Here is a 16,340-nt window from a genome sequence, read left to right as displayed (position 1 = left end):
TCGGATTTACAATCCGAAAGAGCGACCCTCAGGGAACCTTGACCTTCACAGAGCAGGACAGTTCACCCTAACAGACCATGACGGCTCATTCTTTTTCCTTTGGTTCATTTGTACCGCTAACTAAGAATCTGTTTCATTTTTATATACAATCATGACTGAGACTACCTCTTTTAAACATGTAAGTTATTTGTGGGACGACGCGAAAGCAGCTGAACTCGCTGGCGATGAAGTAGCTCTCCTCATTTACCGTTCCAACCTCCTTGGAGCGGATCTTCGCTTGACGAATTACGGCGGTGGTAATACTTCCTGTAAGGTCACTTCTCCCGATCCATTGACAGGCCAGGACACGCCCGTAATGTGGGTAAAAGGCTCTGGTGGTGATTTAGGAACTTTGAAAAAATCAGGTCTGGCGGCTTTGTATCTGGACCGTCTGCACGCTCTGAAAAACCGTTACCGGGGGCTGGAATTTGAAGATGAAATGGTCAACTTATTTAACTATTGCATCTACGACCTGGATTCCAAAGCTCCTTCGATTGATACGCCCTTACACGCTTTTTTACCCTTCAAGCACGTCGATCACCTGCACCCCGATGCAGCCATCGCCATTGCGGCGGCCAAAGACGGCGAACAAATCGTTAAAGACTTATTCGGTGGAACTCTAGGTTGGGTTCCCTGGCAACGTCCTGGCTTCGACCTCGGTTTGCAACTAGAGCGTTGCTTGGCTGAAAATCCTGGCATTCGCGGCATTTTTCTGGGTAGTCACGGACTATTTACCTGGGGTGACACAGCTTACGAAAGCTACCTTAACACACTGGAAGTAATCGAGCGTTGTGCTGAATACCTGGAAGAAAACTACGGCAAAAAAGGCCCCGTTTTCGGGGGGCAAAAAGTAGAAACAGTAGCGAATCGTAAAGAACAGGCTGCCAAACTGGCTCCCGTGTTACGCGGATTTTGCTCAAGTTATGTTCGTATGGTCGGTCACTTTACCGATGATGAACGCGTGCTGCAATTCATCAACTCTAACGATCTGGACAAACTGGCTCCGCTGGGGACTTCCTGCCCTGACCACTTCCTTCGTACCAAAATTCAGCCGCTTGTTCTCGACTTACCCGCGGATGCTGACCTTTCAGATACCTCAGTATTGAAGGAAAAGCTGGCTCCGGCGTTTGAAGCTTATCGTCAGATGTATACGGAGTATTACGAAAACTGCAAACGCAGCAACAGCCCTGCCATGCGTGATCCAAATCCAGTAGTGATTCTGTGGCCGGGCGTAGGTCAGTTTACGTTTGCCAAAGACAAACAAACGGCTCGGGTTGCTTCTGAGTTTTATGTGAATGCCATCAACGTGATGCGTGGAGCAGAAGCCATCTCTGAATACACCTCCTTACCTCGGCAGGAAGCTTTTGATATTGAATACTGGTTACTCGAAGAAGCAAAACTGCAACGTATGCCCAAACCGAAACCTTTGTCGGGGAAAATCGCCCTGATTACGGGTTCTGCGGGAGGTATTGGCAAGGCCATCGCCAAGAAATTACAGGCAGAAGGTGCGGTTATTTTCCTGAATGATAACGACTCTGGCCGTCTGGAAGGAGCAAAAGAAGAATTCCAGAAAAACTACAGTAAAGATGCTTTCAACGCAGAACTACTGGATGTAACTTCTGCTGAATCCATCGAAAAAGCATTCGATGCCTGTGCTCTGGCGTTCGGTGGCGTAGATATCGTGGTTAATAATGCCGGTATATCCATCTCTAAATCCATCGCCGATCACACGGAAAAAGATTGGGATTTGTTATTCGACATCCTCGTCAAAGGCCAGTTCCTGGTTTCTCAGGCTGCCGTTGCCATGATGCGGAAACAAGCTTTAGGTGGCGATATTATTAACATCGCTTCCAAAAACGCCGTAGTAAGCGGTCCTAATAACCTGGGGTATGGTTCGGCGAAAGCCGCTCAGGCCCATGGTACCCGCCTGCTGGCGGCGGAAGTGGGTCCCGAAAAAATCCGCGTCAACACAATTAACCCCGACGCAGTCATTGCTGACTCTAAAATCTGGGCAGGTGCCTGGGCCGAGGGTCGTGCAAAAGCCTATGGCATTACGGTAGAAGAGTTACCCGCTTTCTACGCAAAACGCACTTTACTGAACGAAATCATCCTGCCCGAAGACATCGCCAACGCCTGCTTCGCGTTTACTGGAGGGTTACTAAACAAGTCCACCGGCAACGCCCTCAACGTAGACGGCGGCGTAGCCATGGGCTTTTACCGATAGAGTTTAGAGTTGGGGGTTACTATTTTTTTTAGGATAACTTAACACAGGGGTAACCATAACTCTAAACTCCAAACCAATAAACCCTAAACTTACAAGCTTATGCCTCGCGTTGCTTTTAAGATGCAGTTGTTTCCTGGAAATGTGGATGAATACAGACGCCGCCACGATGAAATCTGGCCGGAGTTGGTAGAATTACTGCGAACCAGTGGCATTCATCACTACTCCATTTTTCTGGACGAAAGCACGAATACGCTGTTCGGCGTTCAGGAAGTGGATGACCTCGAAGTTACAGGGAAATTACCCGAAAATCCCGTCATGAAGAAGTGGTGGGCATACATGGCCGATCTCATGGAAACCAACCCAGATCAATCGCCCGTACAGGTATCTTTACCCGAAGTTTTTTACCTAAAGTGAGTTCGGAGTTTTGGGTTTCAGGTTTTGAGTTTATGCTACTAAAGTGTTTTATACAGAGAACGTTAAAACAAAAATGAAGTAGTAATAACCCTTAACTCAAAACCTTAAACACCCAACCCTAAACTCTTCAAAAACACTAACCACATATGCCTCTCGAATCTTATCAAATTGCTCAATATAACCAGCAACATGAAGCGGCTCACCGCCGGAAATTTGAATTTCTGGCCGGAGAACTCGGAGCTGACCTTACCGAACGCATACTGTCGAAGCTGATTGACTTTCAGATTGCCATTCCTAGCTGGGCTTTAGGTACGGGCGGAACCCGTTTTGGTCGTTTTGCTGGAGGTGGGGAACCCCGCAGTCTCGAAGAGAAAATTGCAGACGTAGGTCTATTACACGCCCTCAACCGCTCCAGCGGAGCGATTTCACTTCACATTCCCTGGGATATTCCAACAGATGGGGAGGCGATCAAGCAACTGGCAGCCAGTCATGGGCTGGTTTTTGATGCGATGAACTCGAATACCTTCCAGGACCAGGCCAATCAGGAATGGAGCTACAAATTTGGTTCGCTTCAGCACACGGACGCAACCGTTCGAAAGCAGGCTATTCAGCATAACATCGACGTCATTCGTCACGGCGAAGCCCTAGGCTCCAAATCGTTAACTGTTTGGCTATCAGATGGTTCCAGCTTTCCCGGTCAGTTAAACTTCCGCAAAGCGTTCCAACGCACGCTGGAAGGTTTACAGGAAATCTACGCCGCATTACCCGAAGACTGGAAACTCTTCGTGGAATACAAAGCCTTCGAACCTAACTTCTACTCAACCACCGTTGGGGATTGGGGCCAATCTTTCCTCTACGCCAGCAAGTTAGGCCCTAAAGCCTATACCCTCGTTGACTTAGGACACCACCTGCCCAATGCCAACATTGAGCAGATCGTTTCGCTGCTCTTGATGGAAGAAAAACTGGGTGGATTCCACTTCAACGATTCCAAGTACGGGGATGACGATTTAACGGCGGGTAGTATGAAGCCTTACCAGTTATTCCTGATTTTCAATGAATTGGTAGAGGGCATGGATGCTCGCGGTATGAATCACGCGACCGATTTAGGCTGGATGATCGATGCGTCTCATAACGTCAAAGATCCGCTGGAAGACTTACTACAATCCGTAGAAGCCATCAAACTGGCTTACGCTCAGGCCTTATTAGTAGACCGTGTGGCTCTGGAAGACGCCCGGAATAACAATGATGTCGTAACGGCTCAGGAAATTCTGCAAAATGCTTTCCGCACGGATTTACGTCCTTTACTGGCGGAAGCCCGTCTTCGCGTGGACGCGGCTCTGAATCCCGTAGGCCTGTTCCGTGAACAATCGCTTCGTAAAAAACTAATCGAAACCCGTGGCATGAAAGCCGTTTCTACGGGTCTTTAATCACACTAAAACGGCATAATGACAACTGCTGTGTTATGCCGTTTATTATCCAACTTCTGCCTTCATAACATTATGTCGTCTCCCTGCGTTGCCATTTTTGATATTGGAAAGACCAATAAAAAACTCCTGGTTTTTAATCAGGATTACCAGATTGTGTATCAAAAACAGACGCCTTTTGAGGAAATTCCCGATGACGATGGATTTCACGGAGACGATTTGCAGCTGCTGACTAACTGGATGATTGATAGCCTGGCAGAGCTGCTCAATGAAGGTCAGTTTACTATTAAAGCTCTGAACTTTTCTGCTTACGGAGCAAGCTTTGTTCATGTGGATGCCGAAGGCAAGCCCGTTACGCCTCTCTATAATTACCTGAAGACGTTCCCGTTTGAGCTTCAGCAACGCTTCAACGATCATTACGGGCCTGAACTGGAGTGGGCGGCGAATACGGCTTCACCCGTATTAGGAATGCTCAATTCCGGCATGCAGTTATACTGGCTGAAGTATCAGAAACCGGATAAATTCTGGCAGATTGAGCATTCGTTGCACTTACCCCAGTACGCTAGTTACCTCTTCACCAAACGAGCCGTTTCTGAAATTACCAGTGTCGGTTGTCATACCGGACTTTGGGATTATAAACAACGCAAGTATCACCGCTGGGTGTTTGACGAAGCTTTTCATTCGCTCGGCCAGATGGTGTTACCTTCTTTTGTTACTTCCCCGGCATTGACTAATCCCGATATGCAGGTGGGTGTAGGCATTCATGATAGCTCGGCGGCTCTGGTCCCTTACTTGCGGGTGTTTGGACAAGAACCTTTTCTGTTAATCTCGACCGGAACCTGGTGCATTACCATGAATCCATTCAGTAAAGATGAGTTAACTATTGGCGAGTTACGACAGGATTGTCTGAGTTACTTAACCTATCGGAGCGACGCCGTGAAAGCCTCCCGCTTATTTGCTGGGAATGAGCACGAACGGGCCGTCAAGCATCTGTCGGAATATTTTGGTACTGAACTTTCGCATTACCAACGGGTATCTTTCGATGAAAGCCTTCTTTTGTCCTTACGTAGCCGTTTCCGTCAGGCCTCGCCCGAGCACGTTCAGTTAGGAACTTTACAGGATTCTACCTTTTCAGAACGTAATCTGAACGAGTTCACCAGCTACGAAGAAGCTTACCATCAGCTCATAATGGATTTGATGGCTCAGCAAATTGCTTCCGTAAAATTGGCAAAAGGCACCACCGACGTGAAACGGATTTTTGTGGATGGCGGTTTTAGTCGAAACGAGATTTACCTGCATCTGCTGGCTCAGGCTTTCCCGGAAAGTGAAGTGCTAGCTTCTGAAATTGCCCAGGCCTCGGCTCTTGGAGCCGCCCTGGTTATTGAAGAGGCCTGGAATAAGGAAAAACCTTTTGACGGAAGTTTATTTACGTTAAAGAAAACAGTTTACACGGAATTATAAATGGCTATTGGCCATTGGCGATTAGCTCCTGGCTTCCACTGATCTCAGGTCAGTCTTAGTTAACGATAGCGAATCAATCGAGTACGCAGGTACCCTAGCCAAAAGCCAATAGCGACAAGCTAAAAGCTGATGAAAGTTGCTCTTTTTGTTCCCTGCTACGTCGATCAATTTTATCCTCAGGTAGCCATTGCAACCCTGGAATTATTAGAAAAATTAGGCTGTGAGGTAGATTTCCCGAAAAATCAGACGTGTTGCGGGCAGCCCATGGCCAACTCCGGCTTTGAGCATTTAAACACGGGTTGCGATGCCAACTTCATTGCCAACTTCAAAGGATATGATTACATCGTGGGACCTTCCGGCTCCTGCGTTTTGCACATTAAGGAACACCTGCACGCTCCTGACCAATCCGTAGCCGATACCGTCCGGCACCGGGTTTATGAACTTACCGAATTTTTAACGGATATTCTGAAAGTCGAAAATCTTACGGCTCGGTTTCCGCATAAAGTGGGCGTACACCAGAGTTGCCACGGTCAACGTGGGCTGAAAACATCCCAAATGACCGAACTGAACTGCCCTGCTTTTTCCAAGCCAGGCAAGTTATTGAGTATGGTGAAGGATCTGGAACTGGTTGAACTGGATCGGCAGGACGAATGCTGTGGATTTGGCGGCACCTTTGCCGTCAGTGAAGAAGCCATTTCTTCGAAAATGGGGAAAGATCGCGTGGCTGATCACCAGCGTCACGGAGCGGAATACATCACGGGCGGGGATGTTTCCTGCCTCATGCATATGGAGGGAATTTTAAAACGTCAGAAAAGCCCGATTCGGGTCGTGCACATTGCTGAAATTCTGAACGCTCAGCTCTAAAAAAGAACATCCCGCCGGTTTTCACCAGCGGGACGTTTGTATGGGGGAATTCAATTCTAGATTAGTTACGAGCTAAAACAACGCGGTTGGTTTGCGTAGAGATTTCGAACGATTGAGTGTAACGGTTTTTGCCTCCTAATACTTCGAAAGTGTATTTACCATCACCTAACGTTGAAAGATCAAATAAACGCAGGTAAGCTTCGCTAGTGGTCGTTTCAGTAAACAGCGTAGTATTTTCCTTATCCTTGATAGCGATTGTTAATTTCTTTTTATCAGGGTTTTGGAACGTAAGTTGGAAACGCAGTTGAGAATCCTGAGCTAATTGAGCATTGTAAGGATTAGCTTTTACCGTTTCCTTCGCAGGATCAGAAGTGATGGCAGCAGTTGCATTGAATGCTAATGAGCTAAATGCTACGAAAGCTGCAAGGATGAAGTTGATTGACTTTTTCATGGGATGTATGAGTTTCAAATGGGAATAATACAAAACAAATCAAATCGGCTTTTGAAAGTTTGTTTCTGCCGTTTGGTTGATACAAAGTTGCACACTATTTGATTATGAGTCAATTACCTAAATGTTAAGAACGAAAAGTTCCTTTCACGGTGCCACCCAAAACTTGAAAAAGTACAATGATTATACTATTTATTATGCAAGTTGTTTAAAAAGTACAATGCTTTTTTTTAATAAAATTTATTAATTCCGAAAAGAGGTAGGTTAATTAAACAAGAATAACTAACTAAAGTACAATTTCTATTTTCCTATAACAGGTTAACCTATTATGCCAAAGGCTGATTTTTAATTATTTACTATGGCTATATCTTATGATTCGACACCATTTTTATTGGAAACTAATACTTTTTCAAAATAGAGCTTATAAATTTTAACCGGGAAGCAATCCAGGAAAAGTTAAATATTCCGTTTTAGCGTTCAGGACTAAAATTAGGCTTCGTTTTTTATCTGAATAAGGAAAAGTGCAATTTACAGGCCCTTTTCCCTTTGAGCACAACAACTATGAGTCAGCATACATTGGATCACGCCGCCGCTTCCGAGGTGTTCAACCGGGACGAACCCCGGGTCGACTGGCACGATGAAACGCTCTGGTGGGTTCGCCAGAAACGTGACCGGGCATCTAAAGGCATTCCTGAATGGGAAGACCTTCGCGAAGCAGCTTCGCGAATCAAGCACCATGTACTTTCGAACATGGACGTTTTGCTAGAAACATTCGAACGGAATGCTCAGAACAATGGGGTGACGGTTCACTGGGCAGCCAATGCTCAGGAGCACAACGAGATTATCCATTCGCTGCTGGCTAAAAAAGGCATTGATCGGATGATCAAGTCCAAGTCCATGTTAACGGAAGAATGTCACCTCAATGATTTTCTGCGAAGCAAAGGCATCGAAGTCATTGATACCGACCTGGGGGAACGCATCGTTCAGTTACGACAGGAACCTCCGAGTCACATTGTATTACCCGCCATTCACCTCAAAAAATCGGACGTAGGCGATACCTTTCACGAACACCTCGGTACCGAAAAAGGGGCCACCGATCCGCAGTACCTGACTGAAGCCGCTCGTCAGCATTTGCGGGAAACGTTTCTGACCCGCCGGGCGGCTCTGACGGGCGTGAACTTCGCCATTGCCGAAACGGGTGGTTTCGTAGTTTGCACCAACGAAGGCAACGCCGACATGGGAGCTCACCTTTCCGAAATTCACATTGCAAGTATGGGTTTCGAGAAGATTATTCCCAAAGCCGAGCATTTGGGCGTCTTTTTGAGGCTGTTAACCCGGAGTGCGACAGGACAACCGGTTACCGCTTATTCCAGTCACTTCCATCGTCCTCGCCCCGGCCAGGAGATGCACATTGTAATTGTAGACAATGGTCGGAGTACACAGTTGGGTCGTGAAGATTTCCGTAACTCTTTGAAGTGTATACGTTGCGGAGCCTGCATGAATACCTGTCCAGTATACCGTCGCAGCGGCGGGCATAGTTACCACAATGCCGTGGCTGGTCCAATTGGCTCGATTCTGGCCCCGAACCTCGACATGCGAAAAAATGCAGACTTACCCTTTGCCAGTACGCTTTGTGGCAGTTGTAGTAACGTATGTCCCGTAAAAATCGACATTCACGACCAGCTTTATAAGTGGCGGCAGGTTTTAGCGAAGGAAGGCTACGTGGGGGGCATGAAGAAAACCAGCTTACAATTAGCTGCGAAAGTACTCGCCTCGCCTACCCTGTTCAAGCTCAGTTTTAATACGGCTCGGGCGGCTCTGCGAATGGCTCCCTGGGCAGCTAATAACCCGCTGAATGCCTGGAGTATCCACCGCGAATTACCCGATGCCCCGAAGGAGAGCTTCCGGCAGTGGTACGAAAAGAACCGAAAGTAATATCCTCATCTGAAGGCCCATGCCTTCTATATTATTAGGTATATGTCAACGAGTCGTGAATCTATATTAAGTGCCATTCGAAAAAACAAGCCGGATTTATTACCCCTGCCCGACAAGTTCACCTTCGAATCGAACTACCCCGATGTGCTGGAGCAATACCAGCAAACCTTACAAATGATTGGCGGAACGGTAGAGGTCGCTCCTGACTTACCCACCGTATCGCAACGCATTGGTGAGTTATTTCCCAATTTTAAAGAAGTAGCCGTCACGGTTCCTGACCTACGTTATCTCGCTGATGTAGATCTGGAAAACATAACTGATCCCCATGAATTGGAAGATATTAACCTGGCGATTATCCCCGGGCGTTACGGCGTAGCCGAAAACGGAGCCATCTGGGTAACCGAACAGGAAATGAAACAGCGGGCCTTACCCTTCATTACGCAACATCTGGTACTGGTAATTCGGGCGGAAACCATCGTTCCGAACATGCACGAGGCTTATGAACGAATTCAGGTAGATGAAACGGGCTTCGGCACCTTCATTGCAGGTCCATCCAAAACGGCTGATATAGAACAGTCGCTGGTAGTAGGAGCTCACGGAGCCAGAAGTCTGGTAGTGTTTATTATTAAGTAAGGAGCTTACGCATTTAACGATAAAAACCCCCGGCTCGCTAATTGACAGCGAGCCGGGGGTTTTGTTTTCATACACGTATCTTAATAATAATTATCATTTAAAATTTAACAAAAAAGTTATAGTTAATAAATAAAATTGAGATTAAAAATCTAGTCTTGATTATTCTTTTTTTTTTATATATCTACTTACCATAAAAGTGTTTTTCATATCATTTTTTTAATAAAAAGGGCACTTTTTTGAAGAAATCACAAAACAATCACCTCTAGGTAATTTTAATTTTTGAAATTAAACAAACTATTTACTACGTTTGCACTAGATTATCCAAAATAATCAACAACTCCTTAACCAAACAATATGAGAAAAATTCTACTGGCGACAGTCATGTTGCTCAGTACGCTTGCTATGCATGCGTATGGCCAGGATCGAATTGTGATAGGCAAAGTTACTTCAAGTGATGATGGAGCTCCTATCCCTGGTGTAAACGTAACCATTAAGGGCACTTCACGCGGTATCTCTACAAACCCGAATGGAGAATACAAGCTCAACGTTACAAACAACACTATCTTAGTTTTTACAGCGATTGGGTTTCTCAAGCAGGAAGTAGCTGTTGAGAATCGTACCGAAGTCAACGTTACTCTTAAAATTAGCAATGACGACCTGCAGGAAGTAGTAGTAACGGCTTTGAATATTGGCCGTGAAAAAAAAGCTATTAACTCCGCTATTCAGGAAGTAAAAGGTGCTAACCTTGCCATTGCCCGTAACAATAACGTAGCGGATGCCTTGGCCGGTAAAGTTGCTGGTGTACAGGTATTTAGCCAATCTGGTGCTAAATTTGGTACCCCTGCTATCCGTATTCGTGGTGTAAACTCCCTCACTGGTGGTGACCCTCTGTATGTGGTAGATGGTACGGTTACAGATGTGAACTATGTCAACATGGATGATGTAGAATCATTGAACGTACTCAAAGGCCCTGCTGCGTCTGCTTTATACGGTAACCGGGCTTCTGCCGGGGTAGTAGTCATTACTACGAAAAAGGGTAAGAACCAACAAGGCTTAGGAATTGATGTTAACCACAGCACCACTTTCGACAATGTTTCATTGTTACCTAAGTATCAGAACGAATATGGCGGTGGTTATTCGCAGGAATTTAGTAAATTCGAATACAATCCTGCCATTCACCCTGCTAGTTGGGCTTCATTTAACGGCCAGAATCTGATTGATTACTCAGCTGATGAAAGCTGGGGACCTCGCATGGATGGTACACTCTATAGACCCTGGTATTCTTGGATCCCTTCAGATCCGGATTTCGGAAAGCAGGTTCCTTTTTCTCCCCAGCCTAACAACGTTCGCAGCTTCTTCCAAACGGGAGCAACTGTAAACACAAACATTGCTATCAGTAAGTCGACGGAACTTTTCAACGCCCGTGTGTCCTATACCAATTACAATGTAAAAGGTACTATTCCTAACAGCCAACAACATCGGGACTATCTTTCTGGTAAGTTAGGTATCAACATTACGCCCAAATTTACGGCTAATTTGAATGTTAACTATTCAACGGAAAAAACGCGTAATCGGCCTGCTGATGGCTACAGTGGGCAAAACCAGACCATTGGTTCATTCAACCAGTGGTTCCAACGTCAGTTGGATATGACCCAGCTCCGTAATTACAAAAACCCAGATGGTACTTATCGCAGTTGGAACATCACAGGTCCTGAAAATACTACCCCTTTATATTGGGATAACCCTTATACGCAAGTATACGAAAACATTAATAACGAAAAGAATGAACGCCTTTTCGGTGACTTTGGTCTAACTTACAAGTTTTCGGAGGCTCTGAGCCTTATGGTAGTAGCTCGTCGTGACTTCCTGAACGCTTATTATGATCGTCGTATAGCTTCTTTTACTAAAGGAACAGCATACTACGGAACATCAAATGATAGTCGTCGGGAGGATAACTACGAAACGTTACTTTCTTACAATAAGAAGTTTGGCAAATTCACCGTGAATGCCAATGCGGGTGGAAACATTCGGAAAAATACCCGGGATTATCTGGCGATGAATACGAACGGTGGGCTTTCGATTCCTAACTACTATAACATCATTAACTCTGCTACTCCAGGGTCATTCACTAATTATAACTCCAGAAGAGAAGTTAGAAGTGTCTATGGTTTGTTGAGCTTAGATTACAATGACCTGTTATTTATTGAAGCAACTGCCCGTAACGACTGGTCCTCAACGCTGCCTGTAAATAATAACTCGTATTTCTACCCATCCGTAACAGCTGGTTTGATTTTCTCTGAATTCCTGAGTAACAAACGTATTCTTTCTTATGGAAAAATTCGTGGATCCTTTGCTCAAGTAGGTTCAGATTTGGACCCCTATCAAATCTATACGGTATTTAATACCGGTACAAAATACGGTAGTAATACGACGCAATCTATCCCGACTCAATTACCTAACCAAAACCTTAAGCCAGGATTATCCAGCGGTTATGAAGGAGGAATTGACCTGAAGTTCCTTAATAACCGAATTGGTTTAGAGTTTACGGTGTACCGTCAGGATAACACGAATCAGATTCTTCCCTTGGCCGTTCCCGGTTCTAGTGGTTACAGTACTGCTCTGGTCAATGCAGGTAACATTCGCTCACAAGGGATGGAATTACACATCAACGCTGTTCCAGTTAAGACTAAAGACTTTACCTGGGACTTTGATATTAACTTAGATCGCAGTCGTTCAAAGGTTGTTGAACTAGCCGCTGGCTTAAAAACCTATGATTTACTCCAGAACTCGTTATTTAATGGAGTTCCTCGTTTCGGTGGTACCAGTTTAGGTTTCATTGCCAGAGAAGGCTCAGACTGGGGTACTATCGTTGGACGTCAATTCCAGCGGTATCAAGCTGTTGATGCTAACGGTAATAAGATTGACAGCCCAAGCAACGGTAAAATCCTAGTAGATGCAAATGGTTTGCCTCTCTCAACAGCCGGCCAGGATCTGGCTACTGTGTTACCAAAAATGAAAGGTGGTTTCCTTAGTACGTTTAACTACAAAGGTGTTACACTGCGTTTTAACATTGACTGGTTATTAGGTGGCAAGTTTTACTCAACCACACGCATGTTCTCGGCTGGTTCGGGCATAAGTGCAGAAACGGCTGGCTTGAATGATAAAGGAAACCCCAAGCGTGATGATCCCGCTAATGGTGGTGGTGTCTTGTTCCCTAATTCGGTAAAAGCTGACGGAACACCTAATACAACCTACGCAGATGCTCAGTCACTCTACGAAACACGCCTGTTTGATTTGAATGAAAACTGGATTTTCGACAAAACGTATGTCAAACTTCGTGAAGTTAACTTGGGATATAATCTGCCCGTAGCCTGGATTCGTAATACCCCCTTCAAAACGGCTTATGTAGCCTTTATGGTTCGCAATCCTTTCTTAATCTACAGCAAAGTAGGTGGTGGAATTGATCCCTCTGAAACGCAAACATTCTGGGGCGAAGGTGGTCAGCAAATTCCAGTTCGTTCAGTTGGTTTCAACGTGAAATTTGGACTTTAATCATTGCATTTAAAGGCTTGATAGAGTATTCAGGAATATTTCATGGTCTCTATCAAGTCTTTTAGACATAAAAAATAATATGAAAAAAATAGCATTCAAGAAACCCATTGTTGGTCTATTAGGCTTAATGGCTCTTGTTTCGTCCTGTAGCGATTTTGGCAACATGAACGTAGATCCTAACCGAGCTTCGGTCGCCAGTACTGCCGCATTACTTTCAGGAGCAGAAGTTAATTTTGGTGCAGCAGTTACAGCAAGTGATGCCCAGCCCATTCTATATGCTCAGCATTGGTCTGAAATTACTTATACGCAAAACTCTCGTTATCAAGGTACTTCTTTCAACTATAATGGGTTTTATACCGGTCCGTTAGTTGCTCTCAATTACATCATCAAGGTAAACTCAGATGATGCCACTAAATCTGGTGTAACGACCAATGGTTCTAATGCCAACCAGATTGCTGTAGCCCGAATTATTCGTGCTTACTTCTTTTCCGTACTCACCGACCGCTTTGGTGACATTCCGTATTCAGAAGCATTAAAAGGCAGTCAGGATTTCACGCCTTCTTTTGATGCTCAGAAAGATATTTATACGGATTTGTTCAAAGAGTTGAAAGAAGCAGCAGCTCAATTCGACGGCGGAACAGCGGTAAAAGGAGATATCATTTTAAGTGGAAACGCTACTCGCTGGAAGAAATTCGCAGCCTCTTTACGAATGATTTTGGCTTTACGCTTGTCAAAAGTTGATCCAACCAAAGGTAAATCTGAGTTTGTAGCTGCTATGCAAGATGGCCCACTGGCTTCTAATTCTGACAACGTTCGTTACAATTACAACGATACGTACCCTAACCCCTGGTTTTCCAGTTTTGTGACTTCAGGTCGTTTGGATTTTGCGGTTAGTGCACCTTTGATTAACTACATCAAGCCACTTTCCGATCCTCGTTTACCAGCATTTGCTGACAAATCGACTAGTAAACAAGACTACGTTGGGATGCCTTACGGTATCACAAACCCTGGTGTAAAAGCTGCAGACGTTTCATTACCAGCTGCTTCATTACGTACAGTCATTTCTGCCCCGGCCAATGTTATGACCTACTCGCAGGTGCTGTTCAGCCAGGCGGAAGCGGTTAAATTAGGCTGGATTACGGGCAATGCCAAAACTCTGTACGAAGCCGCTATTAAGGCTTCTATGGATCAATGGGGAGTATATTCAGACGCGACATACACGGCTTATATTACTAATGCTAACGTTGCTTATTCAGATGATAAGGCTTTGGAACTGATTGGTACCCAAAAATGGGTGGCCCTGTACATGCAAGGTTACGAAGCTTGGTCAGAATGGCGTAGAACAGGATATCCTAACTTCCTCAAGCCTGCACCCGGAGCAGTTAATGCGACCAAACAGATTCCTTTACGTCAGGCATACCCTACGACTGAGCGTGATTTGAACTCAGATAATTATAACGCAGTTATTTCCCGTCAAGGTCCAGATACGGATGCTACACCTGTTTGGTGGGATAAGTAATATTCTTCTGTACTACAGTTTACCAAAACAGCCGGGCTTCCACCCGGCTGTTTTGTTTTCTAAAACTCTCTGGCTAAGTTAAATCGAAAACCGCCTACGCCATCTTTGGTAAAGGCATAGTGGATTCTGAGAACGCCATTATACCAGGTTACAAAATCGACGCCTACGCCATAACCCAGAAGAAATTTATTCGCAAAACGGCTGTTATAATACCCTCGGTACTGATTCCAGGACTGTCCCGCATCGATGAAGGCATTGGGGTAAATTTCCAGTGGAATGGTATTAAACTGCCGGATTTTTCGAAGTGGTTTCAGGAAAATCTTTTTATCGAGCAACTGATACCGAAACGTGTTTTTCAGGTAAAAATAATGCTGGCCATCTATGGTAAATAACTCGTATCCCCTCACCAGATCGCTGAGATAACCCAAGCCTCTCGTCTGTAAGTAAGGTTGCAACTGCGGATAGGACGTTTTTCCTTCGACTACGGCTCCGTAATACCATTTCCCACCCAGCGGCTTATACCGGGCAAAGCCTACCGTCAGATCCGTCAGGTTGATATCATCGCCCGGTAACAGCCCATACCGATTGAGTAAGGCTCCGAATACAAAACCTCTGAGCGGATACTGGGCCTTGTCCCGAAAATCATAGGTATAGCCATAGGAAGCCAGAAAGTACTTTTGCCGCGTTCGGCTTTCCAGAAAATAATTAGGATTTAAAGCCGCAATGGTATCCGCAACCACGTTTGAGGCATAACGCAATTCCAGCGTCTGAAAATCGTAGTAATGGTTTCGACGCCGGAAGATGATGTTGGTATAAAAACGATCCCTTAATAGTTCATCGCTTCGCAAATACACCAGCTTATCGTGATTGGTTCGATAAGGTAAGTTCTTTGTGGTGTTGTAAGAAACGCCCAGCGTCACGCCAATTTTCTGCTTTTTATCAATATAAGGAATGTAATACGACAGGTCGTAATACTGAGCAAAGCCAAATTCAAGATTAATTTTCAGTTGCTCTGCCCTACCCCGAACGTTATAATGCCGTAGGTTAACACCGTAAATCGTTCGGCTTAAGTCACGGTTTCGCTCCGTCCACCATTCATTGAAATTCCGATCCGCTAATTGAAACACCGGAAAACCAAGAATATACCATTGCTCGCGTAAGTCGAATTCAATCTGAGCAAGGGCGGTAGAATCAGGGCTTTGGTGAACATTAACTTTCGTTTCAGCGGTAACGAAGAGATTGGTATTAAAGACTTTTCGCCGATTTCGCTCCAGCCGATCCGTTAAGGTCGCGGTAGCTAACGTATCACCTTCCCGAAAATCCAACTCTCTTCTAATAATGAATTCTTTGGTTCGGCGATTACCCGTAAACTTGATTTCCTGAACAATAACATAACTTGAATCAGGTAACGAAGTGCTAACTGACTGAAAATGAAGAAGTGTACTAAGTAAAGTAGCAAGCATAAGGGACGAACAAGTCTTCAAAAGTATCCATTAATCTCAGTTCGAGCTCCTTACCACTTTAATTGATTCGAACACTGAAAAAAATTACGCAAAAAAATTCAAATATTTCTTTGTATGATTCAATATTGTATGTATTATTGCATAAGATATTTCTGGGACAGCTAAAAGCACCAGAAAATTGGAATGCCTATTCACGTTGCTATTCATGCACATTAGTAACGTTCAAAATATGGTTTTCAAATGGGAAGAAAGACCAATAACGGATTCGCCGAACCCTCTGGGTTCGGCGAATTTTTGTTTATAGATGAGTTAACTAAAAATCTCCTGTTGGTCTTCGATTCAAATCGAAATGCCATTCCTAATA

The 16,340-nt window shown here is 44.9% G+C and carries 11 protein-coding genes; 9 read left to right on the top strand and 2 right to left on the bottom strand.

Annotated features, from left to right (window positions below):
* Positions 1–151 precede the first annotated feature (151 nt).
* The 5 genes from QE390_RS12575 to QE390_RS12555 all read left to right on the top strand — a co-directional run bounded on the left by QE390_RS12575 (position 152) and on the right by QE390_RS12555 (position 6,426).
* Positions 152–2,263 (top strand): bifunctional aldolase/short-chain dehydrogenase, encoded by a 2,112-nt coding sequence (locus tag QE390_RS12575; protein WP_307142384.1) that lies wholly within the window; start codon positions 152–154, stop codon positions 2,261–2,263.
* A gap of 99 nt (positions 2,264–2,362) precedes the next feature.
* Positions 2,363–2,677 (top strand): L-rhamnose mutarotase, encoded by a 315-nt coding sequence (gene rhaM, locus QE390_RS12570; protein WP_307142383.1) that lies wholly within the window; start codon positions 2,363–2,365, stop codon positions 2,675–2,677.
* A gap of 146 nt (positions 2,678–2,823) precedes the next feature.
* Positions 2,824–4,104 (top strand): TIM barrel protein, encoded by a 1,281-nt coding sequence (locus QE390_RS12565; protein ID WP_307142382.1) that lies wholly within the window; start codon positions 2,824–2,826, stop codon positions 4,102–4,104.
* Positions 4,105–4,122: 18 nt separating this feature from the next.
* On the top strand, positions 4,123–5,562 hold the full coding sequence (locus QE390_RS12560; protein ID WP_307142381.1) for an FGGY-family carbohydrate kinase: 1,440 nt from the start codon (positions 4,123–4,125) through the stop codon (positions 5,560–5,562).
* Between the two features lie 129 nt (positions 5,563–5,691).
* Entirely contained in the window at positions 5,692–6,426 is a 735-nt protein-coding gene (locus QE390_RS12555) for a (Fe-S)-binding protein (RefSeq protein ID WP_106636296.1), read from the top strand.
* Positions 6,427–6,487: 61 nt separating this feature from the next.
* Here QE390_RS12555 and QE390_RS12550 read toward each other — a convergent pair whose 3' ends face one another.
* Positions 6,488–6,877, bottom strand: a complete 390-nt coding sequence (locus tag QE390_RS12550) for a hypothetical protein (RefSeq protein WP_106636295.1) — start codon at positions 6,875–6,877, stop codon at positions 6,488–6,490.
* Between the two features lie 558 nt (positions 6,878–7,435).
* On the opposite strand from QE390_RS12550, the gene QE390_RS12545 reads away from it, so the two are divergent.
* From QE390_RS12545 to QE390_RS12530, 4 genes are all read left to right on the top strand, one after another.
* Positions 7,436–8,809, top strand: coding sequence for a lactate utilization protein B (locus QE390_RS12545; RefSeq protein ID WP_307142380.1), 1,374 nt, complete (start codon positions 7,436–7,438; stop codon positions 8,807–8,809).
* Positions 8,810–8,851: 42 nt separating this feature from the next.
* Complete coding sequence (locus QE390_RS12540) at positions 8,852–9,442, top strand: LUD domain-containing protein (RefSeq protein WP_307142379.1); 591 nt, start codon at positions 8,852–8,854, stop codon at positions 9,440–9,442.
* 354 nt (positions 9,443–9,796) lie between these two features.
* Positions 9,797–12,994 (top strand): SusC/RagA family TonB-linked outer membrane protein, encoded by a 3,198-nt coding sequence (locus tag QE390_RS12535; protein ID WP_106636292.1) that lies wholly within the window; start codon positions 9,797–9,799, stop codon positions 12,992–12,994.
* 79 nt (positions 12,995–13,073) lie between these two features.
* Entirely contained in the window at positions 13,074–14,513 is a 1,440-nt protein-coding gene (locus QE390_RS12530) for a SusD/RagB family nutrient-binding outer membrane lipoprotein (RefSeq protein WP_106636291.1), read from the top strand.
* 59 nt (positions 14,514–14,572) lie between these two features.
* On the opposite strand, the gene QE390_RS12525 is transcribed toward QE390_RS12530, so the two are convergent.
* Positions 14,573–15,976, bottom strand: coding sequence for a BamA/TamA family outer membrane protein (locus QE390_RS12525; RefSeq protein WP_307142378.1), 1,404 nt, complete (start codon positions 15,974–15,976; stop codon positions 14,573–14,575).
* Positions 15,977–16,340: the final 364 nt, after the last annotated feature.

It is taken from the genome of Siphonobacter sp. SORGH_AS_1065, assembly GCF_030818595.1.
Lineage (GTDB): Bacteria > Bacteroidota > Bacteroidia > Cytophagales > Spirosomataceae > Siphonobacter.
The sequence above is the reverse complement of the archived record's forward strand: the minus strand, read 5'-3'. Positions and strand labels throughout refer to the sequence as shown.

What these genes read in the sequence shown, in the direction of transcription:
- QE390_RS12575 (WP_307142384.1), top strand. Translation starts at nt 152, where the DNA reads ATGACTGAGACTACCTCTTTTAAACATGTAAGTTATTTGTGGGACGAC.
- rhaM (WP_307142383.1), top strand. Translation starts at nt 2,363, where the DNA reads ATGCCTCGCGTTGCTTTTAAGATGCAGTTGTTTCCTGGAAATGTGGAT.
- QE390_RS12565 (WP_307142382.1), top strand. Translation starts at nt 2,824, where the DNA reads ATGCCTCTCGAATCTTATCAAATTGCTCAATATAACCAGCAACATGAA.
- QE390_RS12560 (WP_307142381.1), top strand. Translation starts at nt 4,123, where the DNA reads ATGACAACTGCTGTGTTATGCCGTTTATTATCCAACTTCTGCCTTCAT.
- QE390_RS12555 (WP_106636296.1), top strand. Translation starts at nt 5,692, where the DNA reads ATGAAAGTTGCTCTTTTTGTTCCCTGCTACGTCGATCAATTTTATCCT.
- QE390_RS12550 (WP_106636295.1), bottom strand. Translation starts at nt 6,877, where the DNA reads ATGAAAAAGTCAATCAACTTCATCCTTGCAGCTTTCGTAGCATTTAGC.
- QE390_RS12545 (WP_307142380.1), top strand. Translation starts at nt 7,436, where the DNA reads ATGAGTCAGCATACATTGGATCACGCCGCCGCTTCCGAGGTGTTCAAC.
- QE390_RS12540 (WP_307142379.1), top strand. Translation starts at nt 8,852, where the DNA reads ATGTCAACGAGTCGTGAATCTATATTAAGTGCCATTCGAAAAAACAAG.
- QE390_RS12535 (WP_106636292.1), top strand. Translation starts at nt 9,797, where the DNA reads ATGAGAAAAATTCTACTGGCGACAGTCATGTTGCTCAGTACGCTTGCT.
- QE390_RS12530 (WP_106636291.1), top strand. Translation starts at nt 13,074, where the DNA reads ATGAAAAAAATAGCATTCAAGAAACCCATTGTTGGTCTATTAGGCTTA.
- QE390_RS12525 (WP_307142378.1), bottom strand. Translation starts at nt 15,976, where the DNA reads ATGCTTGCTACTTTACTTAGTACACTTCTTCATTTTCAGTCAGTTAGC.